The following is a 23,220-nucleotide window of genomic DNA, read 5'->3' as shown; positions in this document are numbered from 1 at the left end:
CTCCCCTACTACTGTGGACCACCGGCCGGGAAAGAGGAGCCCCACTCAGGGTGACCACCTCGTCACTGCCGCCGGTCGGCCAGCGCCTGCCACACCTGGTCACGCAGGAACGGCGGGTCGGTGAAGCGGATGCCGGTGGCATCGCGCAGCGCGTTGGCGAAGGCGGGGGCGACCGGGTTGAACGGGCTCTCGCTCATCGACTTGGCGCCGAGCGGGCCGATCGCGTCCGAGGTGTCGGAGAAGTGCACCTCGGTGCGCGGCACATCCGCGTACGCCGGGAGCCGGTAGCGGCGGAAGGCCGCGGTGGTGACCTCGCCCCGCTCGTCCAGCAGCACCCGTTCGAACAACGTCGCGCCGAGCGCCTGGGCGACCCCGCCCTCGACCTGGCCCCGGCACTGCAGCGGGTTCATCACCTTTCCGGCGTCGGCGCCGTGGACGCTGCGCAGGATGCGGATCTCGCCGGTGTCCGGGTCGACGGCGATGCGGAACCACTGGGAGTTGAAGGCGATCGAGCGCGGCGAGCCGCCGAAGTGGCCGTCGGCCGCGAGCGTGACGCCCTTGCCGCGGGCGGCCTCGAAGATCTCCTTGAGCGTGACCACCCGCCCGTCGCACTCGACCGCGTCCGCGGTGAGCCGCAGCAGGCTGCGCGGGGTGCGGGCGTACTCGGCGGTGAAGGTGAGGAGTTGTTCGGCGAGCGCGTTGGCCGCCTTCATCACCGCCTTGCCCGCGACGACCGTGCCGGCCGAACCGAAGGCGCCGGTGTCGTGCCGGACGACGTCGGTGTCGGACTGCCGGATGGCGATCCGGTCCACGGTGGTGCCCAGGGCCCCGGCGGTGATCTGCTTGTGGACGGTGGTGGTGCCGTTGCCGAACTCCGCTGTGCCCACGGCGATGTCGTACGTGCCGTCCTCCAGGAGCTTCACCGTGGCGTCGGCGATGTGGCCGCCGGGCGGGCCGCAGGCGATGGCCGCCATCGCGAAGCCCTGGCCCACCAGCCAGCCTTCGGGGGCGAGTTCGGCGCTGGTGTCGTTCGCGACGGCGGTACGGACGACGCCGAGGCACTGGTCGAGGCCGTAGCTGGCGATGTGGAGGTCCTCCTCCTCGCCGAGCGGGCCCTCCATGTGCTCACCGGGTCCGATGATGTTCTTCTCGCGCAGGACGAGCGGGTCGAGGCCCAGCCGCCGGGCGAGCTCGTCCATCGCCGACTCCACGGCGAAGGTGACCTGGCCGAGGCCGTAGCCGCGGAACGCTCCGGCGGGCACACCGTTGGTGTAGACGGAGTACGCGTCCACCTTCTTGTGCGGTGCCCGGTAGACGCCCATCGACTCACCGACGCTGTGGAACATCACCGCCGGCCCGTGGTTGCCGTACGCCCCCGTGTTGGACACCACGCGGAACTGGATGGCCGTCAGGGTGCCGTCCCGCTTGGCGCCGAGCTTGACGGTGATCCGGAACGGGTGCCGGGTGGTGGCGCCGTAGAACTGCTCGGCACGGGTGAACTCCAGCTTCACCGGCCGGTGCAGCCGCATCGCCGCGAGCACCGCGATGTCCTCGGTGAGCATCTCCTGCTTGCCGCCGAAGCCGCCGCCGACCCGGCCCGCCACCACCCGGACCTTCTCCATCGGCAGGTCGTACAGGTCGCACAGGGCACGCCGGGTGAGGAAGGGCACCTGGGTGGAGGACCGGACCACGATCCGCTCCTCCCCCGTTTCCCCGGCCTCCTCGAAGTAGGCGACGCAGCCGTGGGTCTCCAGACTGGCGTGCTGCACCCGCTGGGTCCGGAAGGTCTCCTCGTGGACGAGGTCCGCCTCGGCGAAGCCCTGTTCGACGTCGCCCGTCTCGCCGTGGGCCTCGCCGCAGACGTTGTTCTCGGCGCGGGCGATCCGGGACTCCGGTCCCTTGGGATGGATCACCGGCGCACCCGGGGCCATCGCCTCCTCCGGGTCGATGACGTACGGGAGTTGCTCGTACTCGACGGCGATCCGGCGGCAGCCCTCCTCGGCGGCGGCCTCGCTCTCGGCGACCACGGCGGCGACCCGCTGGCCGACGAAGCGGACCACGTCGTCCAGGACGCGGGTGTCGTCCGGGTCCTCGGTGGGGTGCTCGTGCCGGGCGGAGGAGTAGAGCCGCTCGGGGGCGTCCCGGTGGGTGAGCACGGCGTGCACGCCGGGGACGCGCAGGGCGGCCGAGGTGTCGATGGAGACGATCCGGGCGTGCGGGTGCGGGGAGCGCAGCAGCTTCATGTGCAGCAGTCCGGGCACGTCGAGGTCGAAGGTGTAGCGGGCGGTGCCGGTGACCACCTGCGGCCCGGCCGGGGCGCCGAGGCTACGGCCGACGGCCTGGCCGGCGCACGGCGATTCGGTGTGCTTCACCCCCCGGACGGCGTCCTCGATCGCCCGGTAGCCGGTGCAGCGGCACAGGTTGCCCTTCAGGGCGCGCGGCAGGTCGGTCAGCTGCTCGGCGTCCAGGGCGGAGGTGGTCATCAGCAGGCCGGCCGTGCAGAAGCCGCACTGGAAGCCCTGGGCGTCCAGGAAGCGCTGCTGCACCGGGTGCAGTTCGCCGTCCCGGCCGGCCAGCCCCTCGACGGTGGTGACGGAGCGGCCCTCGGCCCGGACCGCCGGGTAGAGGCAGCTGTGCACCGGCTCGCCGTCGACCTGGACGGTGCAGGCGCCGCAGTCGCCGGCGTCGCAGCCCTTCTTCACGCCGAACCAGCCGCGTTCGCGCAGGTAGGTGCGCAGGCACTGGCCGGGGCGGGGCTCGGCGTCGGTCGGCTGCCCGTTGACGTGCATCGCGAAGGTCATCGCGCTGCCTCCTCTGTCAGCTCGTGGCGGATCTGCTCGGCGAAGCGGAAGGTCAGGTGCCGCCGCCAGGCGGGCAGCCCGTGGATGTCGTCGAAGTACTCCTGCGGCCGGATGCCGTCCCGGACCGCCTCCTCGACGGCCGCCGCGTTGGCGCCGGGCGGGAACCAGAGCCGGATCGGGCGGACGGTGGAGGCGGTGACGGTGAGGGTGAGCGAGCCGTCCACCGGGTCCAGGGTGCCGATCACCAGGGCGGCGGAGCGGCCCAGCCCGTAAAGCGAGGCCTGACGGAAGGCCGTGCGGCTCGCCAGGGCGCGAGCGGGCAGGGTGATCGAGCGCAGCAGTTCGCCGGGCCGCAGGTCCTTGCGCCCGGCGCCGGTGACGAACTGCGCGACCGGGACGCGGCGCTGCTCGCCGGAGGGAGCGCGCAGCAGGCAGACGCCGTCCAGGGCGGCGGTGAGCGAGATCATCGGGCCGGCCGGCAGGCCGTTGCAGAGGTTGCCGCCGACGGTGGCCAGGTTCCAGATCTTCCAGGAGGCCAGGAAGGCCCGGCAGCACTGCTCGACCAGCGGCGCGGCCGTCCACCCGGCGGTCCTGCCGTAGCGGGACAGCTGGGCGACGGTGCAGGTGGCGGCGATCTCCAGGCCGCCGTCCGGGGTGCGGGTGAGCGGCTCCCAGCCCATCCGGCCGAGGTCGATCAGCCGGCGGATGTGCGGCTGCGGCTCGGAGAACAGGTACGTCCCGCCGCCGAGCCAGGCGTCTCCGGGCCGCCAACCCCCGCCGAGGCGGGCGTCGCGCATCTCGGCCACTGTGTTCAGATCCATGTCGCCCCACCGTCCTCGGCCGGTCCCGTTCCTTCGGTAGGACGATTGAAGCCGCCGGCACACGGGCGTCACGAGTGGGTCCGGGCACCATTCGCACCGGTTGCGCACTGGTTGATCACCCAAGGGCGGGTGGGGAGTTGGCCGCTCCGCATGCCAACTTCGACAAGGCTGTCGAACTTGGCATGACCGGGCTATGCTGGCGGAGGTCCGCACCTTGAGTCCCCGCCCCGTCGACGTCCGCACCGACCCCGGCGCACCCGACCGGAAGGAGGCGAGACCCATGGACAGCAGGAGTCCGGCCCGCGACCACGCCCACGTCCGCTCCCGAACGCCCGAGCCGCCGTTCGGCAGAACTCGGCCCGTCCGGTGAGCTTCTGACGTCGCGTCAACTCAGCGACCGGTCTTCCACCACCTGGTCGTCCAGGCGTGCCCCGGGCCGCCCGCCACCGTTGTACGGAAGGTGAGTCGCCGCGCCCGCCCCCGACCCCCGGCGTCCCTGCCGAGGAAGAGGTTCCCCATGACGACGTCCCGGCTCTTCCCGCGCCCGCGCGAGGCGGCGGTCCTGCTCGCCGTCCTCGGGCTGCTCGTCCTGGAGGAGATCGCCCTCGGCATGGCGGAGGAGGAGGACCGCCCGCTGATCGGCGGCATCCTGATCGGTGCCTCCTGCTCCGGGCTGCTGGTGGTCGGGGCGGTGCTGTTCAGCCGATGGCTCGAAGCCCGCCGCCCGCTGCCGCTGCCGCCGCTCGGCCCCAACGGGCGCGAGTACAGCGCCCGGGCGCTCGAAGGCTTCCCGATGGAGGCCGTCCGCCCTCTGCTGCTCGCCGAACACGCCCCCCAGCTCGGCCAGTTGTACTCGGCCTGGATGCTCGCCAGGGCCGGCCGCCCGGCCCCGTGGATCGCCCGGCGGCTCGACATCCCGCTCGACGCCGCCCAACTCCTGACCGACGCCGCCCGCGCGCACACCGACCCCCGGCCGCTGCCCGGGCCGTGACCCCGGGCCGTGATCGCAGCGGCGTCGGCCCCGCCACCGCGAAGCGCGGTGGCGGGGCCGACGTTCGGGCGCGGGGTCAGCTCTCCCGACCCGAGGCGTCGTCGATCAGGAACGCGGTGGTCGGGGTCGCACCGGTCTCGTGGGAGACCAGCTTGAGGCCGATGGTGGTCCCCCAGCCGACCTGGGCGATCACCGAGGAGAGATCCACCGACTGGTACTGGTAGCCGTTGGTCGGGTTCTGGCTGCTCCAGGTCTTCACCGTGCCGATCGGCTGCCCGGTGTACTGGTTGATCGCCACCAGCGACAGGGTGTCGGGCGCGGTGGTGGAGGCGTTGGTCGACTCAGTGTCGAGCCAGAAGGAGAAGCTCGCCTGCCCGTAGCCCGGGTAGGTGTTCAGGTAGGTGGTGATGGAGTCGTCCGTCCCGGTGTTCTGGCCGAGCCAGGCGTACCACGAGCCGGAGTGCGGCGCGTGCAGGCTGGACGGGGTGATGATGTTGTACCCCGACGGGCTCCAGGCGTCCGTCATCACGGTGTGGTTGACGTCCGCCGAGCCGTTCTCGAAGCCGGCGTCGATGAGCTGCTCGATCGAGCCGCAGCCCGTCCCGCCGGCGGTGCTGAGGTTCTCCCAGAAGCCGGTGGACGCCGCCTTGCCCGCCGCGTCCGTCGCCGTCACGGTGATCCGCTGGTAGCCGTTGGTCGCGGCGGCGGTGCCGGAGATCACCCCGCTGTTCGCGTCGATGGCCAGCCCCTGCGGCAGCCCGGTGGCGCTGTAGGTGAGGGCCGAACCGCTGCTGGACACGCCCACCGCCGGGACCGACAGCGGCTGCCCGGCCTTGTCGGTCCGGTCACACATCGTGCTCACCGAGACCGGCGGACTGGTCACCACCGGGTCCGAGGCCATGCACAGGTGGTCGCTGTTGGACCACAGGGTCTGCAGCGGGAAGCTGCCCGTCGACAGGTTCTCGAAGAACAGCCCGCCGTTGGCGCCCTTCGGGATCCAGGCACACTTGTCCCCGACCTCCTGGCCGGTGGCGTCGGTCCAGCCGCCCGGGGTGTTCGGGTCGGTCACGGTCTCCGCGTACTCGTGGCCGCCGATGATCCCGTAGCCGTCCAGGCGGCCCCTCGGGGTGTTCTCGCCGAACCAGTTGGTGCCGCAGCCGGCCACATCCGTCAGGTACGGCATGTTGGTGTAGGCGAGCTGGCCGTACGGCGAGCGCTGGAAGTCGTGCCAGGCGCAGTAGCCCAGCTCCTTCCACTTGTCCGGGTCGGCGCCCTGCGGCGAGTCGATGATGTACTGGACGTTGCGGTTCTGCGCCTCGGTCAGGTTGCCGAAGTGCTTGGCGGCGGCCAGCGCCTCGGCACCGAGCTGCGGTTCGGTCGCGGCCTGCGGCGCGGGGGCGGCGTTGTCCACCCAGACACCCGCGAGCACGCTCCCCGCCTGCGGGTACGGGATGTGCGCGGCCCCGGCCGGACACTGGACGGAACCGGCCGCGATGCCCTCGCAGTACTGGGTCAGGACGGCGCTCCAGCCGTCACCGGCGCTGCCGAGGCCCTTGAAGAAGTCCTGCTGGTACGGGGCGGCCTGATCCGGGTCCCCGGTCGTCACGAGGTCGCCGGTCGAGTTGGTCGACGGGGTCCCCCACTGGGAGCCCCAGAGCACCAGGTAGACCTTGGGCGCGCCGATCACCACGCCGGTCGACTCCTGGCCGCCCTTGTAGGTGACCTGGAGGTCGTACTGGTTCGCGACGTTGCCGTCGCCGTCCTTGCCGGTGCCGGGGTCGGCGCCGTCCACCAGCTGGGGAGTCTTCTTGCCGCCGGTGTTCGCCGTGGCGACCGGGCCGGTCCGGGCGGCCCTGGCCCGACGCGGACCGGACTTCTGCGGGGCGGCGGCCGTCTTCGGGGTGCCCGGCTGGACCGCGACGGTGGCGGCCTGCGGCGCGTGGGAGTCGGCCATGGCGGACAGCGGACTGCTGAGCGCCGCGCCGGCCAGGGCGGCCGCGAGGGCCACCAAGGCGGTCCGTGGGGCGCGTCGGGCGCCCGTGGAGGTGCGGGATCGGAATCTGAACACCGGTCGGGTTCCGTCTCTCGTGACGTGGGGGGGATGGATGCACGTTCGCGGCACGCATGCAGAGATGACTGATCTGAGTGATCTGACCGATCTGACTGATCGCCAACGGGGTTGCGACGGGAGGACGGGGAACCGGGTCTCACCCCCGGGCGCCGCTGTGCAATGCGCCATATGATATTTCACTGACGGTCGCACACAAGGGCCTCACACAGCCCGACACTGCGCCACCCGGCCGGCGACACCCCGCCCGGCCTCACCCCGGCGCTCCAGCAGGCCCGCCCCGCCTGGCCCGATCGCCCCCGAACCGGCCGTCCCGCCAACACGGCGGGCGGGCAGGGATTTTAACTTTCCCTTACCCGCCCAGACCTCGCCTTGGCATTCCCACGGCCCACCCCTGCGTCAGACCCGCCGACCCGCGTTCGCCTGCGCGACCAGGAACGGCACCAACCCGCGCTCCGCCAGCGCCGACCGCCAGGCATCCCGCGCCCGCGCCAACTCCCCCAGCCCCTCGGCCTCTTCGGCCGCCACCGGGCCCTGGGCCCGGGACGCAGCCCCCAACAGCCCCAGCCCGCCGACCAGCAGGCACAGCGCCGCCACCGCGGCGGCCACCCACCCGGCGGTCACCAGTGCCCGCCCCAGCACCTCCATGTCCTCGGCCAGCCCCAGCAGGTAGCCGAGCAGCAGGAGCACCGCGGCGGCCGCGGCGGCGACGATCGGCACTATCACCCCCAGCACCCCCCACCATCCGGACACCCGCTCCCGCGCCGGCGCGTCCACCGGCAGCCGGGCCGCCGAGTCGGCGTCCGCCCGCAGCGTCGCGTACCGCTCGTACTCCGGCGCCGCCGCGGCCAGCACGTACTCGGCGTTCTCCCGCGCCGTCCGCCGCAACCGCTCCGCCCCCCGCGCCTCCTCCCCGCTCTCCCGCAGCGCGGCCCGCACCTGCGGCGCCGCCAGCGCCCTGCCGAGCTCCGTCTCGAAGTCGGCCCGATCCTGCTGCGGCAGTCGAAGCGGTCTGTCCATGCCGTGCCCCCCGTTCGCTGTTCACCTGTGGGCCATAGTTCTACAGCACTGTAGAACACGCGACCAGGATGGAGCAGCCCGGTTCACCTGTGGAATCGAGGACGGGGAAGGGTCACCTCAGTCAACGCGGCCCCGCTTGCGGGGCCGGCGGCCGCCCCGGGGAGCAGGAGGGCGGCGGGCCGGACGGGCGGGTGCGTCAGCCGACGGCGAGTTTCACCTGGAGGGAGTCCGCGGCGGCCGAGGGGGTGGCGCCGATGTTGGAGACGGTGGCGATCACGACGGCGTCGGCGCCCGGGATCCAGTTGACGGTCTTGGACTGGACGATCAGCTGCCGCTGGTGCGTCGTGCCGTCGCAGAGGATGTCGGCCTCGGCGGTCCGGCTGGAGCCGAAGGCGATGGAGGAGGAGTTCTCCGGGTCCTTCTGCTCGACCGAGACGGTGAGCGAGCGGGCTTCGTCGGCGACCGAGCACAGGTAGTCGACGTCCACCCGCACCCGGCCGGGGATCTTCGGATCGATCTGGGCCTTACCGAGGGTCACCGTCGTGGTGACCGGGTCATCGCTCGGATCCGGGTCGGCGGCCAGGGCCGGGGAGGCGAGGCCGACGAGGGCCGAGGTCAGTACTGTCAGGACGATCCACCGCTGCACTGCAACCTCCGGGGCTGAAGACGTGTTGCGGCCGACGCTAACCGGCGCCCCGAACACCCGCGCGCCGAGTCGTCCGATCGCCGTACGAACGACCCGGCGCCGGTGCGGCCGAGGCGGGCCTGCCCTCATCGCCGCCGGAGCCACACCGCCCAGGTCAGCACCGAGCAGAGCACGTACGCCGCCAGGAACCCCAGGTACGCGGCGTCCCCGTTGTGGCTGGCCTGGAAGGACTGCCGGAAGGCCAGGTTCACCAGCACCCCGCCGAAGGCGCCGATCGCCCCGGCGAGCCCGATCAGTGCCCCGGCCCGCCGCCGGGAGTCGGCCTCGGCGGCGGCCGGATCGGCGCCGCCCGCGACGGCCCTGCCGGCGATCGACTGGAAGTGCGCCGGGATCATCTTGTACGTCGAGCCGTTGCCGATCCCGCTGAGCACGAACAGCCCGATGAACCCGGCCAGGAACAGCGGCAGCGAGCCCGCCCGGGAGGCGGCCAGCACGACGGCCGTCCCGGCCCCCATGGCGAGGAAGGTCGCCAGCGTCACCCGCGCGCCGCCGTACCGGTCGGCGAGCCGCCCGCCGACGGGCCGCAGCAGCGAGCCGAGCAGCGGCCCGAGGAAGGTGAGCGCGGCAGCCTTGACCGGGGTGTCGAAGCGGTCGTGGAACTGCACCTGCAGCACCTGCCCGAAGGCGAAGCCGAAGCCGATGAAGGAGCCGAAGGTGCCGATGTACAGCGTGGACACCGCCCAGCCGTACGGGTCGCGGGCGACCTCGCGCAGCGCCCGCCCCTCACCGCTGGCGGACACCGGCAGGTTGTCCATCCTCCACCAGGCCCCGGCCGCCGCCAGCACGATCAGCGGCAGGTAGACCAGCGGCAGCAGCCGGGGGTGGGCGGCGCCCGCCGTGGACAGCACCAGCAGCCCGAGCAGTTGGACGGCCGGGACGCCGAGGTTGCCGCCGCCCGCGTTGACGCCGAGCGCCCAGCCCTTGAGCCGGTGCGGGTAGAAGGCGTTGATGTTGGCCATCGAGGAGGCGAAGTTGCCGCCGCCGACCCCGGCCACGCAGGCCACCGCGAGCAGCGTCCCGTACGGGACGCCCGGCTCCAGCACCACGGCCGCCAGCGCGGTGGGCACCAGCAGCAGCAGCGCGCTGATCACCGTCCAGTTGCGGCCGCCGAAGCGGGCGACGGCGAAGGTGTACGGCAGCCGCAGCAGCGCGCCGAGCGCGGTCGGCAGGGCGGTGAGGGTGAACTTCCCGGCGGTGTCGATGTGGTACTCGGGCCCGAGGAAGAGCACCAGCACCGACCACAGGCTCCACACCGAGAAGCCGATGTGCTCCGAGAGGACCGAGAGGACCAGGTTGCGCCGGGCGATCCGGGCGCCGGTGCGCGCCCAGAACTCCTCGTCCTCCGGGTCCCAGCCGGCCAGCGGGGCGGGCGTTCTCGCTTCGAGGACGGCCGTCATGCCACCGGCTCCCGGTCGAAGGCCCGGACCGGCCAGCGCCGCAGCACGGCGGGGGCGCCGTCGGGGGCGGTGTCCTCGTCCAGGCAGCGCCCGTCGGTGAGGTCGTACACCTGCTTGTACATCGGGGAGATGAGGGTCGGCCGCTCGCCGCGGCTGCCGATCAGGCCGCGGGAGAGGACCGGGGCGCCGCTGAACGGGTCGAGGTTGTCGACGGCGTACAGCTCCCCGGCGCGGTCGCGGAAGAGGGCGACCTGGCCGGCGTCGGGCAGCAGCACCGCGACGCCGCGGCCGGGTTCGAGGTCGGCGAGGGAGCAGACGGTCTGCCAGCGGCTGCCGTCGTGGATCTGTACGGTCACGGGGTGAGCACCTCCAGTCGGGCCCCGGCGACCAGCACCGGGGCGTTGAGGGTGTGGCCGGCCTCGCCGGGGCGGGCGGGGCGGATCTGGCCGCGTTCGGGGACGAAGGTCACGGCGGGGTCGGGGATGCCGGGGGCGTTGACGAAGGAGGCGAAGCGCCGCAGCCGCTCGGGGTCGGCCAGGGTCTCGGCCCATTCGTCCCGGTAGCGGCCGATGTGACGATCCATCAGTTCGTCCAGCTCGGCGGCGATGCCGAGCGAGTCGTCGAGGAGCACGGCGCGCAGGTGGTCGAGGCCGCCCTCCAGCCGCTCCAGCCAGACCGAGGTGCGCTCCAGCCGGTCGGCGGTGCGGATGTAGAACATCAGGTAGCGGTCGATGGTGCGGATGAGGGTCTCGCGGTCGAGGTCGGCGGCGAGCAGGTCGGCGTGCCGGGGGGTCATGCCGCCGTTGCCGCCGGCGTAGAGGTTCCAGCCGGCCGAGGTGGCGATGATGCCGAAGTCCTTGCTCTGCGCCTCGGCGCACTCGCGGGCGCAGCCGGAGACGGCGGCCTTGAGCTTGTGCGGGGAGCGCAACCCCCGGTAGCGCAGCTCCAGTTCGATGGCGAGGGTGGTGGAGTCCTGGACGCCGTAGCGGCACCAGGTCTCGCCGACGCAGGACTTCACGGTGCGCAGCGACTTGCCGTAGGCGTGTCCGGACTCGAACCCGGCGTCGACCAACTTGCTCCAGATGACCGGGAGTTGGTCGACGGTGGCGCCGAACATGTCGATCCGCTGGCCGCCGGTGATCTTGGTGTAGAGGCCGTGGTCGCGGGCGATCTCGCCGATCGCGATCAGCCCCTCGGGGGTGATCTCGCCGCCGGGCACCCGGGGGACGACCGAGTAGGAGCCGTTGCGCTGGAGGTTGGCGAGGAAGTGGTCGTTGGAGTCCTGCAGGGCGCCCTGCTCGCCGTCCAGGATGTGGCCGTTGCCGAGGCTGGCCAGGATGGAGGCGACGGTCGGCTTGCAGATCTCGCAGCCCTCGCCGCTGCCGTGCGCGGCGAGCAGCTCGGAGAAGCTCGCCGGCCCGGTCACCCGGACGATCTCGTACAACTCGGCCCGGGTGTGGGCGAAGTGCTCGCACAGGCCCTTGGCGGTGGAGACCCCGGCGGCCTCCAGCTCCTCACCGACGACGGTGCCGAGCTGCTTGAGGCAGCTGCCGCAGCCGGTGCCGGCCCGGGTGCACTTCTTGACGGCGGCGACGCTGTCGGCGCCCTGCTCGCGGACGGCGGCCCGGACGGCGCCCTGGGTGACGTTGTGGCAGGAGCAGAGCACCGCCTCGTCGGGCAGCGCGACCGGTCCGGCGGAGGCGAACCCGGCGGGCAGCACCAGCTGCTCGGGAGCAACGGTGAGCGGCTTGCCGGCCACGGCGAGCGGGCGCAGGGCGCCGTAGCCCTCGGTGTCGCCGACCAGGACGCCGCCGAGCAGCGCGCCGTCGGAGCCGATCACCAGCTTGCGGTAGACGCCGCTGCGGCTGTCGCTGTACAGCACGTCGAGCGCGCCCTCGGCGGTGCCGTGCGGGTCGCCGAAGCTGGCGACGTCGACGCCGAGCAGCTTGAGCTTGGTGGACAGGTCGGCGCCGGTGAAGCCTTCGCCCTCCCGCTCCGCGATGGTCCGGGCCGCCGTCTCGGCCATCTGGTAGCCGGGGGCGACCAGCCCGTAGACCCGGCCGTCGACGGCCTGGGCGCACTCGCCGATGGCGAGGATCGCCGGGTCCTCGGTGCGGCAGTGCGCGTCGACCACGACGCCGCCGCGCTGGCCGACCGGCAGTGCGCAGTCCCGGGCGAGCTGGTCGCGGGCGCGCACCCCGGCGGAGAAGACCACCAGGTCGGCGGGCAGCTCCCGGCCGTCGGAGAGGGCGAGGGCGCGGACCCGGCCGTCTGGGCCGGTGAGCACGCCGCTGGCGCCGGCGCTGGTGTGGACGGTGACGCCCAGGTCCTCGATCTTGCGGCGCAGCGCGGCGCCGCCGCCGTCGTCCACCTGCACGGCCATCAGCCGGGGCGCGAACTCCACCACGTGGGTGGCCAGTCCCCCGGCCCGCAGGGCGCCGGCCGCCTCCAGGCCGAGCAGTCCGCCGCCGACCACCACGCCGGTGCCGGCGCCGGCGGCCTCGGCGCGGATGGCGTCGACGTCCTCGATGGTGCGGTAGACGTGGCAGCCGGGGGCGTCGGTCCCGGGTACGGGCGGCACGAACGGCACCGAGCCGGTGGCCAGCACCAGGACGTCGTAGCGGACTTCGGCACCGGACCGGGTGGCGACGGTCCGCCCGGCCCGGTCGATCGCGGTGGCCGGGTCGCCCAGGCGCAGGTCGATGCCGTGCTCGGCGAGGAAGCCGGCCGGGCAGAGCGCGAGGTCCTCGGCGGTGCTGCCGTCGAAGAGCGAGCTGAGGTGGACCCGGTCGTAGGCGGGCCGGGGTTCCTCGGCGAGCACGGTGACCCGCCAGCCGCGCGCGGCCGGCTGCTCGGTCCAGGCCTCCAGGAAGCGCTGGCCGACCATGCCGTGGCCGACCAGGACGAGGTCGCGGACAGTGCGGTCGTCAAGGGTCATCGCGCTTCTCCAGTCATTGCGGTTCCTCGGGTGAGCAGGTGCAGGGGGTGGCCGGCGAGCGCGCCGCCGTCGGCGAAGGCGCCGGCCAGCGCGTCCACGGTGGCCAGGTCGCCGAGCAGGATGGCGCCGACCAGTTGGTCGCCGCGCAGGACGAGCTTCTTGTAGCTGCCGCGGGTGGCGTCGGTGAGCCGCAGCACGTCGAGGCCCGGGTCGAGGGTCTCGTCCACGGTGCCGAAGGCCGCGTACTCCAGGTCGCCGGTGCTGAGCCGGGCGCGCGGGCTGGTGCCGGGGTAGCGGGCCTCGGGCTCGGCGCCGGAGAGGCGGCGGGCGAGCACGTCGGCCTGCTCCCAGGCGGGGCCGGCCAGGCCGTGGACGGTACCGCGGTGTTCGGCGCAGTCGCCGATCGCGTGCACGTGCGGGGCGGCGGCCAGGTGGTCGTCCACCAGGATCCCGGTGTTGACGGGCAGTCCGGCGGCGTGGGCCAGCGCGGTGCGCGGGCGGGTGCCGCAGGCCAGGACCACCAGGTCGCAGTCCAGCCGGTAGCCGCTGGCCAGCTCCACCGCGCCGACACGCTCGCCGCCGTGCACGGCCCGGGCCCGGTTGCCGGTGTAGCACTCGACGCCGAGCCCCTGGAGCCGTTCGCGCAGCACGGCGGCCGCCTCCGGATCGAGCTGACGCTCGATCAGATTCGGTGCCTGGTGGACGATTTCGGTGCGCACCCCGAGCGCGGCCAGCGCCCGGGCGGCGCTCACCCCGAGCACCCCGCCGCCGATGACCACCGCCCGCTTGGCGCCGACGGCCTCCTCGGCCAGGCGGGCGCAGTCCGCCAGGGTGCGCAGCGTGTGCACGCCCTCGACCAGGCCGTACCCGTCGGTGCGGCGCAGCCCGCGCACCGGCGGGAGCACCGGGTTGGCGCCGGTGGCGAGCACCAGTTCGTCCCAGGGCTCCACGGTGCCGTCGGCCAGGCCCAGCGTACGGGCTTCCGGATCGAGGGCGGTGACCTCGCAGCCGGGCCGGGCCGACGCCCCGCCGAGCGGCAGCGCGATCGACTCGGCGTCGTAGCGCCCGGTCAGCACCTCGGCGAGCAGCACCCGGTTGTACGGGGCGCGCGGTTCGGCGCCGTACACGGTGACCGTGCCGGGCCCGCCGAGGGCGCCGTAGCGCTCGGCGAAGCGGGCGGCCGCCATGCCGCCGCCGACCACGGCGATCCTGGTGGTCATGCGCCCGCCTCGCTTCGCTCGGCAGGGGCATTCCCACACGCGCGCCTCTTGATGATTCGCTCGCTGCGCTCGCTCATGACGTCACCTCTTTCCGGACCGGCTCCACCCGGACGGCGCAGAGCTTGAACTCCGGCATCCGGGAGACCGGGTCGAGCGCCGGGTTGGTGAGACTGTTGGCCCGGCCGGCGCCCGCCCAGTGGAAGGGCATGAAGACGGTGTCCGGCCGGATGGCGTCGGTGATCCGCGCCGGGGCGACCGCCCGGCCGCGCCGGCTGGTGACCGCGACCGGCTCGCCGTCGGCGATCCCGAGCCGCCCGGCCAGCCGCGGGTGCAGCTCGACGAACGGGCCGGGGGCTGCCGTGTTGAGCTCGGCGACCCGGCGGGTCTGCGCGCCGCTCTGGTACTGGGAGAGCACCCGGCCGGTGGTCAGGAACAGCGGGTACTCCTCGTCCGGCTCCTCGCCGGCCGGGCGGTGGGTGACCTCGGCGAAGCGGGCCCGGCCGTCCGGGGTGGCGAAGCGGTCCAGGAACAGCCGCGGGGTGCCCGGGTGGTCCGGCGCCGGGCAGGGCCAGAAGACGCCGTCCTCGGCGGCGATCCGCTGGTAGCTGATGCCCGCGTAGTCGGCGTCGCCGCCGGCCGAGGCGCGGCGCAGCTCGGCGAAGGCCTGCTCGGCCTCGGCCGGGAAGCCGTCCGGAACGCCCAGCCGGGCGGCGAGTTCGCGCAGCAGCCACAGCTCGCTGCGCACCCCCTCGGGCGGGTCGAGGGCGCTGCGGCGCAGGATCACCCGGCCCTCCAGGTTGGTGGTGGTGCCGTCCTCCTCGGCCCACTGGGTGACCGGCAGCACGACGTCGGCGAGCGCGGCCGTCTCGGAGAGCACCACGTCGGCGACCACCAGCAGGTCCAGCGCGCGCAGCCGCTCGGTGACGTGCCCGGCGTTCGGCGCGGAGACCGCCGGGTTGGAGCCGGCCAGCAGCAGCGCCCGCACGCCGCCGGGCTGCCCGAGGCCGTCCAGCAGCTCGTAGGCGGACTTGCCGGGGCCGGGGAGGCTCTCGGCCGGGACGCCCCAGACGGCGGCGACGTGTTCCCGGGCCGCCGGGTCCTCGATCGAGCGGTAGCCGGGCAGCTGGTCGGCCTTCTGGCCGTGCTCGCGCCCGCCCTGGCCGTTGCCCTGGCCGGTCAGACAGCCGTAACCGCTGTACGGGCGGCCCGCCTTGCCGGTGGCCAGGCACAGGTTGATCCAGGCGCCGACGGTGTCGGTGCCCTTGCTCTGCTGCTCCGGGCCGCGGGCGGTCAGCACGATGCCGGTGTCCGACTCTCCGAACAGCCGTGCTGCTTCGCGGAGTTGGTGGACGGGCAGGCCTGTGATCCGCTCCACCCGGTCGGGCCAGTGGGCCATTGCCGACTCACGGGCCCGGTCGAAGCCCGACGTTCGTCGCGCGATGAACTCGCGGTCCGTCAGGCCGTCCGCGATCACCAGGTGGAGCAGGCCGAGGGCGAGCGCCAGGTCCCCGCCGGGGCGGGGCTGCAGGTGCAGGTCGGCCAGTTCGGCGGTGCGGGTGCGGCGCGGGTCGACCACGATCAACGTGCCGCCGTTCTCCCGCAGTTCGCGGAAGTAGCGGACGGCGGGCGGCATCGTCTCGGCCGGGTTGCCGCCGACCAGGATCAGGCAGCCGGTGTGCGGGATGTCGGCGAGCGGGAACGGCAGCCCGCGGTCCAGGCCGAAGGCCCGGCGGTGCGCGGCGGCCGCCGAGGACATGCAGAACCGGCCGTTGTAGTCGATGTTGGCGGTGCCCAGCACGACCCGGGCGAACTTGCCCAGCAGGTACGCCTTCTCGTTGGTGAGCCCGCCGCCGCCGAACACGCCCACCGCGTCCGCGCCGTGCTCGGCCCGCGTCCGGGCCAGCCCGGCGGCCACCCGGTCCAGCGCCTCCGACCAGCTCGCCGAGCGCAGCGGGGCGCCGGGCCGCTCACGCAGCAGCGGGCCGGCCAGCCGGACGGCCCGGTCCAGCAGCGCGGGCGCCGAACGGCCCTTGCCGCACAGCGCGCCCCGGTTCACCGGGAACTCGGGCCGCTCCCGCACCTCGGCGGGCTTGTCCGCGCCTGCCGACAGCCGCATGCCGCACTGCAGCGAGCAGTACGGGCAGTGCGTGTCGGTGGCCGTGGCGAGGACGGCGGGGCTGGTCAGCGTCATGCCGAGAAAGGTCGCGGCCCGCTGTTTCGCGATCGGGTCGTCGATGTTGCGGGCGCGGTACACCTCGCTCACGGCGCCCGACCGCCAGGGTGCACGGCCGGACATCTGGCGTAACCGCAGCGGCACTTTCGCTTACCACCAGGTGACGGCCGGGCAATGCCCCCGTAACACGCGCGCCGCAGGCTGTCGCGCATGGCAGCAACCCTCACCTCGCCAGGACCGCTCACCGGCTTCACCGTCGGCGTCACCGCCGCGCGCCGCCGCGAGGAACTCACCGCCCTGCTCACCCGGCGCGGCGCGCAGGTGGTCGAGGCGCCGGTGCTGCGCATCCTGCCGCTCGCCGACGACCTCGCGCTGCGCGAGGCCACCGACCGCTGCCTGGCCGCCCCGCTCGACTACGTGGTGGCCACCACCGGGGTCGGCTGGCGCGGCTGGATGAGCGCGGCCGAGGGCTGGGGCCGGGGCGCCGCCCTCGCCGAGGCCTGCCGCGGCGCGGTGGTGCTCAGCCGCGGCCCAAAGGCCACCGGCGCGGTCCGGGCCAGCGGGCTGGACGAGGGCTACTCCCCCGACACCGAGGCCACCGACGAACTGCTCACCTGGCTGCTCGCCCGCCCGCTGGCCGGGCGCCGGATCGCCGTCCAGGAGCACGGGGTCCGCCTGGACACCTTCGCGGCGGCGCTGCGCGAACGCGGCGCCGAGGTGATCTCCGTCCCGGTCTACCGCTGGGCGCCCCCGGAGGACCCGGGCGCGGTGCGCAGGCTCCTCGACCAGACCGTCCGCCGCCAGGTGCACGCCCTCACCTTCACCAGCGCGCCCGCGATCACCGCGCTGCTCGCCGCGGCGCAGGCCGAAGGCCTGTACGACGCGCTGCTGGACGCGCTGCGCCAGGACGTCCTGCCGGTCTGCGTCGGCACCCTGTGCGCCCGCCCCCTCACCGACCTCGGCCTGCCCGCCGTCCACCCCGAGCGCGGCCGCCTCGGCGCACTGGTCCGGCTGCTCGCGGACACCCTGCCGGCCCGGGCCCGTCGTGAAGTCGCCCTCGCCGACACGGTGTTGACCCTCCAGGGGAACGCCGCCCTGGTCGACGGCGAGAGTCACTGGCTCAGCCCGCGCGGCGCGGCGGTGTTGCGGGCGCTCGCCGAGCGGCCCGGCCGGGTGCTCAGCCGCGCCGACCTGCTGCGCGCCGCCTGGCCGGACGCCAGCGCCGACGAACACGCCGTGGAGGCCGCGGTGGGACGGCTGCGGGCGGCGCTGGGGCCGCACGCCACGCTGATCCGCACCGTCCCCAAGCGCGGCTACCGGCTGGCGGCGGGTTGATGGCCCCGGTGCTGCTCGCCGTCGCCCACGGCAGCCGCGATCCGGCAGCGGCGGCCTCAACCCGGGCTCTGCTGCGGGTGGTTCGCTTCCTCCGCCCCGAACTTACCGTCCGTTGTTGCTTCCTGGACCTCGCGCAACCCTCACTCTCGGATTCCATTGCCCAACTCGCGTGGCAGCGGCCGATCCTGGTCCCTCTGCTGCTCGGCACCGGCTACCACGTCCGGGTCGACCTGCCCGAGGCACTCGCCGCCGTGGGCCTCCCCCTCACCCACCTCGCCCCCGCACTCGGGCCCCACCCCCTGCTCGCCGAGGCCCTCGCCGACCGCCTCACCGAGGCCGGCGCCCCTTCACACGCGGCGGTGGTGCTCGCCGGAGCCGGCTCCTCCGACCCCACCGCCGTCGCCGACACCGCCCGGATGGCGGAGCTGTTGGCCACCCGCCTCGACCGACCGGTCATCCCCGCCCATCTCTCCGCCGCCACCCCCACCCCCCACCAGGCGGTCGCCGCCCTCCACGCCGCGGGCCACCCCGCCGTGGCCCTCGCCGGCTACCTCCTCTCCCCCGGCTTCTTCGCCCGCCGCGCCGCCACCACCGCGGCCACCTGGACCAGTGCCCCGCTGGCGGCCCACCCAGCCGTCGCCCGGCTGGTGCTGCAGCGCTACGACGAGGCGCGGGCGGCTACGGCGCTGCCTTCGGCCGCCTGAACAGCCGCCGTACACCGTCTGCCGCTCCCCGCCCGACGGAACCGGTGGCCCGACGGTCGCCGGGGCTCCGCGGCCATGGGGTGCACACGAACGGGTTGGTGGTGAGAATGGGCGGCGGGGCCGGGCAGAGGACGGAGTCGCTGGTGAAGGCGTTACCGGGTGGCCGTGCCACGCTCGTCGCGGCCCTCACCGTCCTCGCCGCCTTCGCCACAGGCGCGAGCCCCTCGCCGACGGACACGGCGTCGCCCACGCCGTCGCCCTCGCCTTCACCCACGCCCACGCCTTCACCCACGGGGACCACCACGCCGGGACCGGCCGTCTCCCTGAGACCGACGCACGGACCTCGGCTCGGGACCGTTCAGGCGATGCTGTCCGGGTTCGGGGTCTGCCTGAGCGGCTTCGGGGAGTTCGCCACCCCGGTCCCCGCCGTTGTGGCCTGGGACGACCCGGCCATGGAGCGCACGACCGTCCCGACCAGGAAAGACACGCCGTCCACCGGCATGTTCACAGTGCCCGACGGCGCCAAGGACGGCACGCACACGGTCAAGGTGACCTGCGCGGGCTTTCCCGCCACCTCGGCGACTGCCACGTTCACCGTCGCGCCGCCCACGCTGACGGCGGATCCGGCCAGCTCGGCACCGGGGTCCACCACGACCGTGTCCGGGACCGGCTTCGCCTGTCCCGCGGACGACATCATCACCCTGATGTGGGACACCACCACACTCCCCGGCCCCGGCAAGCCCGACGCCGACGGGAGCTTCAGCACCCCGGTGACCGTTCCCCCGAACGCGGCCGACGGCGACCACGACCTGCGGGCGTCCTGTGCGTCGGTCGCGGGGATCACGGCCGACGCGCACCTGCGCGTCCGGGCCCCCGCGCCGACCACACCCACGCCGACGCCTCCCGGGCCGTCACCCGTCAGGACGATGACCGCGACACCGGGCGCCCCCCTGCACCTTTCCGGCCGGACGAACGCCTGCCCCGAGGGCGCCGGACCGCGCCAGGTCGTGCTCTCCTGGGACAACGGGCCCAGGTCCCAGCCGGTCGCGGCCGACGGGTCGGGAAGGTTCGACGTGACCGCCACCATCCCGTCGAACGCACCCACGGGCTCCCACCGGATCACCGTGGAATGCGCGGGCACCCACACGGCGACCGAGACCGTCCCAGTCCTCGTCGCCCGGCAGATCCCGCCGCGGCCGCCGAAGCCGGACCACCTGCTCTGGATCGTCCTCGGCGCTCTCGCGGCGGTGGCCCTGACGTCGTTCGGGCTGCGCCACATCCTGAAAACGGACGGCACGGTGACGGCCGAGGCGGGCGCGTGGGGCGACGCACGGGCCGAGCTGACCGAGCAGGGCGGGCCCGCCGGGCCCGGGCGCAGCGTCCGGCTGGAGCCGCACCCGGACCCGGGCCGGCAGAGCATCGAGGAGGTGCGCGATGACGATGGTCGCGACGGATGACCCGTACTCCCTGGCGACGTTCCTGGGGACCGTGGAGCCACTCACCGACGCCCTCCGCCGACAGGACGCGGTCACCGCCCTGGGCGGCCTGAACAGAGCTCTCTCCCAGGCCGCCGAGCAGGAGGTGACGCGCATCGTCCACGGCTTCCTGGGGCTGGACATGATCGATCTGGTGGCCGGCGGCTGGCGCACCCACGCCGGGCTCGCGGCGGCCGCGAGGAACACGTGCGCGGCCCCAGGCAGCGAGGAGGTCGTAGCACTGCTGGACCACCGGGTCAGGTCGGCCCACCACCCCACGGTAAAAGTGTCGGTCGACGGGGTGCCGGTCGGCACCCTCGCGGTGGACATCGAGGTGGTCTTCGAGCTCAACGGGATCGTGGCCGTCGTACGCGAGGGCAGGCTGGTGGCGGTGCGGGCGGGCTTCTGCACGGCCGAGGCGACGCTGGCCGTCGAGCGGATCAGGGTGGCGAGCCGTCAGGGACAGTTCGACCTGCCGGGCGGCGTGCGGTGGCGCAGGGGTGTGGTGCTGCGCCACTGCGTGCCGACCCCGCCCGGCTGACCGGTGGCACAGCTCCTACGCCGCCTGCTGCTGCCGCCCGACGGCGCCGATGAAACTCAGCAGCCGTTCGTTGACCGCCTCGGGCTGCTCCAGGTTGAGCCCGTGCCCGGCCCGTTCCAGGATCTCGGCCCGCACGCCCGGGATCCGTGCCGTCACCCGCTCCACCACGTGGCGCGGTCGCAGCAGGGCGCTGCGCTTGCCGACCAGCACCAGCACGGGCAGCTCGATCGACCCCAACTCCTCGTCCGTGAACGGCCGGGCCGGCGGGCGACTGCTCGGCTTGTAGCTCCGCATGGCGAGCATCAGCGGCGCGATCATCTCGCGCGGCGCGCTGAGCGCCGGGTTGGCGAGCAGTCGGCCGACGGCCGGGCGCAGCGACCGCGGGGCGAGCATGCCGAACAGGCCTCCGACCATGTGGACGTAGAACCGCGCCGGGACCTTCTCGATCCCGCCCGGGTCCAGCGGCGCGATGGAGGCGAGCCGCTCGGGCGCGTGGACGGCCTGGTTGAGGGCGAGCCAGCCGCCGTACGAGAGGCCGATCAGGTGGACCCGCTCCAGCCCGAGTTCCTCCAGGACCTCACCGAGCCACTCCGCGTTCTCCGCCGACCCCGCCGCGACGGCCCGCTGCACACTGCGCCCGGGGTCGTCCAGCGTGTCGATCGCGTACACCGGGTGGTGCTCGCCCAGGGCGGCGATCTGCGGGTACCAGTTGGACGGGTGCCCGGCGTGGCCGTGCAGCAGCACGATCGGCTCGCCCTCGCTCGGCCCGTAGTGGTGGACGTGGACGGTGCCGTAGCTGGTCTCGACGTCAAGCTCCCGACGCGGACTCGGCCACAGTTCCATGGCCCGGTCGTACGCCTCAAGGAACCTCGCCCGAGCCGTCTCATTGACGAAGTGCCCGACGCTGGTCCTGGTCATAGCCCCTCCCCCTTTTGGTAATATGGTTGTACCACAAAAACATCCGGAAGGAACCCGATGCCGAAGCTGGTGGATCACGAGGAACGGCGGGCCCACATCATCGACGCCCTGCTGCGCGCGGCGGCGAGCAGCGGCCTCCACTCCGTCACCATGCGCTCCGTGGCGATCGAGGCGGGCGTCTCCGTGCGACTGGTCCAGTACTACTTCGACACCAAGGAACAACTGCTCCTCGCCGCCATGACCCGCCTGGCCGCCCGCATGGGCGGGCGCATCCAGCACCGCGTCCGCGCGACCGGCGCCGGCACCGACCCGCGCGCCATCATCGAGGCGATCCTGCTCGAAGCCGTCCCCACCGACGAGGAGGGCCGCGCCTTCCACCTCGTCTACACCGAGTACGCGGTCCTCTCCGCCACCGACCCCGCCCTCGGCGGACAGCCCTTCCTCGCCGCCCCCAACGAGATGGAGGCCTTCCTGGTCGCCCAGCTGACGGCTGCCCAGCAGTCCGGCGACGCCGATCCCCGACTCGACCCCCGCCAGGAGGCCGTCGTCCTCCTGGCCGTCTCCGCCGGCCTCGGCCTCAGCGTCCTGCTCGGCCAACGGACGGCGGAGGAGGCGACCGCCGTCCTGCACTACCACCTCAGCCACATCTTCCCCGGCTAGCACTCCAGCGCGACACCGCCACCAACACGGTCAGCACCACCGTCGGCGTCGGCACCACCCCCGCAGGTGTGGCGGTCACCCCGGACAGCCTGCAGGTCTACGTCGCCAACGCCGGTTCGAACAACGTGTCGGTGATCAGTACCGCCACCAACACGGTCACCACCACCGTCGGCGTCGGCACCACCCCGCTCGGTGTCGCGATCATCCCGCCCGCCCCGACTCCCAAGCCTTCCCTGACCATCACCAAGAGCCACACCGGGAACTTCACCGCGGGCAGGGTGGGCGTCTACACCATCACCGTCGGCAACAACGGAACCGCCCCCACCGACGGCACCACCGTCACGATGAAGGACACCCTCCCGGCAGGACTCACCGCCGCCAGCATCACCGGCAGGGGATGGAGTTGCGTCCGGTCCACCCTCACCTGCACCCGCAGCGACGTCCTCAACCCCGGCAACACCTACCCGCCCATCACCCTGCGGGTCCGCGCCTCCCGCACCGCCACCGGCACCCTCACCAACACCGCCATGGTCAGCGGAGGCGGCGACGGCACCGCCACCGCCACCGCCACCGCCACCGACCCCACCATCATCGACCCCTGTGACGACCATCACCACTGGTGACCACGGTGGGTGGCCGCACCGCGACCACCGCAGCTGAGGACACCGGCACCCAGCCGAGTACGAACAGCGACAGCGCGGGACTCCGAACCGGGAGACCCGCGCTGTCCCCATGGAGCGGCGGGCCGACGTGAGCGGCGGGGGGCAGCCATGCCGCAGCGAGCAACAGCGATGTACTAAACCACCGCTTGGCGTGGAGCACCGTGGAACACCTGCCGCACATGCCACTCCCGGTGCTGGTCCGCGACCGACGGAAGGCCCGGCTGCGGGCCGATCAGCGGGCGTCCGGCCAGCGCGAGCACATGCTGCCGACTGGCCTCGCTTCGACCGACGAAACGTTGGGAGACGAGGATTCGGTAGTCCTCCCCCAAGCCCAGGACGCCCTTGTCGAAGAGCTTGTGGTGCAGGGAACACAGGCACAGACCGTTGTCGACCTCGTCCGGCCCGTCGTGCGACCACCAGCGCACGTGCGCGGCCTCCAGCCCGACCGTGCTCGCCCCGAGGGTTCCGTCGTAGCCGCAGAACGCGCACTGGAACTCGTAGGCGGTGAGTATCAGTTCACGCATCCGCCGGTCCCGCTGTCTCCGGGTCGCGAGGTCCACCCCGGTCTCCGCGCGCTCCAGATCGAGACCGACCGCTTCGCACAGGTTGGAGTTGCCCCGGTCTGACAGACATCGGTGGGCTTGCGAGCCTATGCGGCTAGGTAGAGCACTCTATGTGGTGTCTTTGCGGCGTGGCGACGTTCGAACTCGGCCGGGCTGAGCTGGCCGTTCGCCGAATGGCGACGCCGGGGGTTATAGAAGCCCTCGATGTAGGCGAAGAGGGCCTGCTC

General features: G+C 73.6%; 18 protein-coding genes and 1 pseudogene. 7 read left to right on the top strand and 12 right to left on the bottom strand.

Annotated elements, in window-relative coordinates; translation table 11 throughout:
* Positions 1-62: 62 nt before the first annotated feature.
* Both ACGF12_RS32625 and ACGF12_RS32620 read right to left on the bottom strand, forming a co-directional pair.
* A complete protein-coding gene (locus ACGF12_RS32625; protein ID WP_393038188.1) occupies positions 63-2,801 on the bottom strand; it encodes a molybdopterin-dependent oxidoreductase in 2,739 nt (912 codons plus the stop codon).
* Entirely contained in the window at positions 2,798-3,622 is an 825-nt protein-coding gene (locus tag ACGF12_RS32620; RefSeq protein WP_393038186.1) for an FAD binding domain-containing protein, read from the bottom strand. Before ACGF12_RS32620 ends, ACGF12_RS32625 begins: the two co-directional genes overlap by 4 nt.
* 517 nt (positions 3,623-4,139) lie before the next feature.
* Here ACGF12_RS32620 and ACGF12_RS32615 point away from each other — a divergent pair.
* Positions 4,140-4,613, top strand: a complete 474-nt coding sequence (locus ACGF12_RS32615) for a hypothetical protein (RefSeq protein WP_393038183.1) — start codon at positions 4,140-4,142, stop codon at positions 4,611-4,613.
* Positions 4,614-4,689: 76 nt separating this feature from the next.
* On the opposite strand, the gene ACGF12_RS32610 is transcribed toward ACGF12_RS32615, so the two are convergent.
* The 8 genes from ACGF12_RS32610 to ACGF12_RS32575 form a co-directional block, all read right to left on the bottom strand.
* Positions 4,690-6,621 (bottom strand): Ig domain-containing protein, encoded by a 1,932-nt coding sequence (locus tag ACGF12_RS32610; protein WP_393038180.1) that lies wholly within the window; start codon positions 6,619-6,621, stop codon positions 4,690-4,692.
* A 459-nt stretch (positions 6,622-7,080) separates the two neighbouring features.
* Complete coding sequence (locus tag ACGF12_RS32605) at positions 7,081-7,701, bottom strand: hypothetical protein (RefSeq protein WP_393038177.1); 621 nt, start codon at positions 7,699-7,701, stop codon at positions 7,081-7,083.
* A 196-nt stretch (positions 7,702-7,897) separates the two neighbouring features.
* Positions 7,898-8,347 (bottom strand): hypothetical protein, encoded by a 450-nt coding sequence (locus ACGF12_RS32600; RefSeq protein ID WP_393038174.1) that lies wholly within the window; start codon positions 8,345-8,347, stop codon positions 7,898-7,900.
* Positions 8,348-8,472: 125 nt separating this feature from the next.
* Complete coding sequence (locus tag ACGF12_RS32595; protein ID WP_393038171.1) at positions 8,473-9,804, bottom strand: nitrate/nitrite transporter; 1,332 nt, start codon at positions 9,802-9,804, stop codon at positions 8,473-8,475.
* Positions 9,801-10,160 (bottom strand): nitrite reductase small subunit NirD, encoded by a 360-nt coding sequence (nirD, locus tag ACGF12_RS32590; RefSeq protein ID WP_387619380.1) that lies wholly within the window; start codon positions 10,158-10,160, stop codon positions 9,801-9,803. The genes ACGF12_RS32595 and nirD overlap by 4 nt, the downstream gene beginning before the upstream one ends.
* A complete protein-coding gene (gene nirB, locus ACGF12_RS32585; RefSeq protein WP_393038168.1) occupies positions 10,157-12,742 on the bottom strand; it encodes a nitrite reductase large subunit NirB in 2,586 nt (861 codons plus the stop codon). Before nirB ends, nirD begins: the two co-directional genes overlap by 4 nt.
* On the bottom strand, positions 12,739-13,962 hold the full coding sequence (locus tag ACGF12_RS32580) for an NAD(P)/FAD-dependent oxidoreductase (protein ID WP_393038165.1): 1,224 nt from the start codon (positions 13,960-13,962) through the stop codon (positions 12,739-12,741). The genes nirB and ACGF12_RS32580 overlap by 4 nt, the downstream gene beginning before the upstream one ends.
* A 73-nt stretch (positions 13,963-14,035) precedes the next feature.
* On the bottom strand, positions 14,036-16,153 hold the full coding sequence (locus tag ACGF12_RS32575; RefSeq protein ID WP_393038206.1) for a molybdopterin oxidoreductase family protein: 2,118 nt from the start codon (positions 16,151-16,153) through the stop codon (positions 14,036-14,038).
* A 192-nt stretch (positions 16,154-16,345) separates the two neighbouring features.
* Here ACGF12_RS32575 and ACGF12_RS32570 point away from each other — a divergent pair, with 192 nt between their 5' ends.
* The 4 genes from ACGF12_RS32570 to ACGF12_RS32555 all read left to right on the top strand — a co-directional run bounded on the left by ACGF12_RS32570 (position 16,346) and on the right by ACGF12_RS32555 (position 20,190).
* Positions 16,346-17,470 (top strand): uroporphyrinogen-III synthase, encoded by a 1,125-nt coding sequence (locus tag ACGF12_RS32570; RefSeq protein WP_393038162.1) that lies wholly within the window; start codon positions 16,346-16,348, stop codon positions 17,468-17,470.
* Positions 17,470-18,174, top strand: a complete 705-nt coding sequence (locus ACGF12_RS32565; protein ID WP_393038159.1) for a sirohydrochlorin chelatase — start codon at positions 17,470-17,472, stop codon at positions 18,172-18,174. The genes ACGF12_RS32570 and ACGF12_RS32565 overlap by 1 nt, the downstream gene beginning before the upstream one ends.
* A gap of 365 nt (positions 18,175-18,539) precedes the next feature.
* On the top strand, positions 18,540-19,631 hold the full coding sequence (locus ACGF12_RS32560) for a hypothetical protein (RefSeq protein WP_393038156.1): 1,092 nt from the start codon (positions 18,540-18,542) through the stop codon (positions 19,629-19,631).
* Positions 19,609-20,190, top strand: coding sequence for a hypothetical protein (locus tag ACGF12_RS32555; protein WP_393038153.1), 582 nt, complete (start codon positions 19,609-19,611; stop codon positions 20,188-20,190). The genes ACGF12_RS32560 and ACGF12_RS32555 overlap by 23 nt, the downstream gene beginning before the upstream one ends.
* A 15-nt stretch (positions 20,191-20,205) precedes the next feature.
* Here the strand turns inward: ACGF12_RS32555 and ACGF12_RS32550 are convergent, their stop codons facing one another.
* Positions 20,206-21,108 (bottom strand): alpha/beta fold hydrolase, encoded by a 903-nt coding sequence (locus tag ACGF12_RS32550; RefSeq protein WP_393038150.1) that lies wholly within the window; start codon positions 21,106-21,108, stop codon positions 20,206-20,208.
* Between the two features lie 57 nt (positions 21,109-21,165).
* Between ACGF12_RS32550 and ACGF12_RS32545 the strand changes: the two genes are divergently transcribed.
* Both ACGF12_RS32545 and ACGF12_RS32540 read left to right on the top strand, forming a co-directional pair.
* A complete protein-coding gene (locus tag ACGF12_RS32545; protein ID WP_393038147.1) occupies positions 21,166-21,768 on the top strand; it encodes a TetR/AcrR family transcriptional regulator in 603 nt (200 codons plus the stop codon).
* A 68-nt stretch (positions 21,769-21,836) separates the two neighbouring features.
* On the top strand, positions 21,837-22,391 hold the full coding sequence (locus ACGF12_RS32540; RefSeq protein ID WP_393038144.1) for a hypothetical protein: 555 nt from the start codon (positions 21,837-21,839) through the stop codon (positions 22,389-22,391).
* Between the two features lie 173 nt (positions 22,392-22,564).
* Here the strand turns inward: ACGF12_RS32540 and ACGF12_RS32535 are convergent.
* Positions 22,565-23,044, bottom strand: a pseudogene (locus ACGF12_RS32535) (phosphorothioated DNA-binding restriction endonuclease); the annotation flags it as partial.
* Positions 23,045-23,220 lie beyond the last annotated feature (176 nt).

Origin of the sequence: Kitasatospora sp. NPDC048296 (assembly GCF_043201815.1) — a bacterium.
Taxonomy (GTDB): Bacteria; Actinomycetota; Actinomycetes; order Streptomycetales; family Streptomycetaceae; genus Kitasatospora.
The sequence above is the reverse complement of the archived record's forward strand: the minus strand, read 5'-3'. Positions and strand labels throughout refer to the sequence as shown.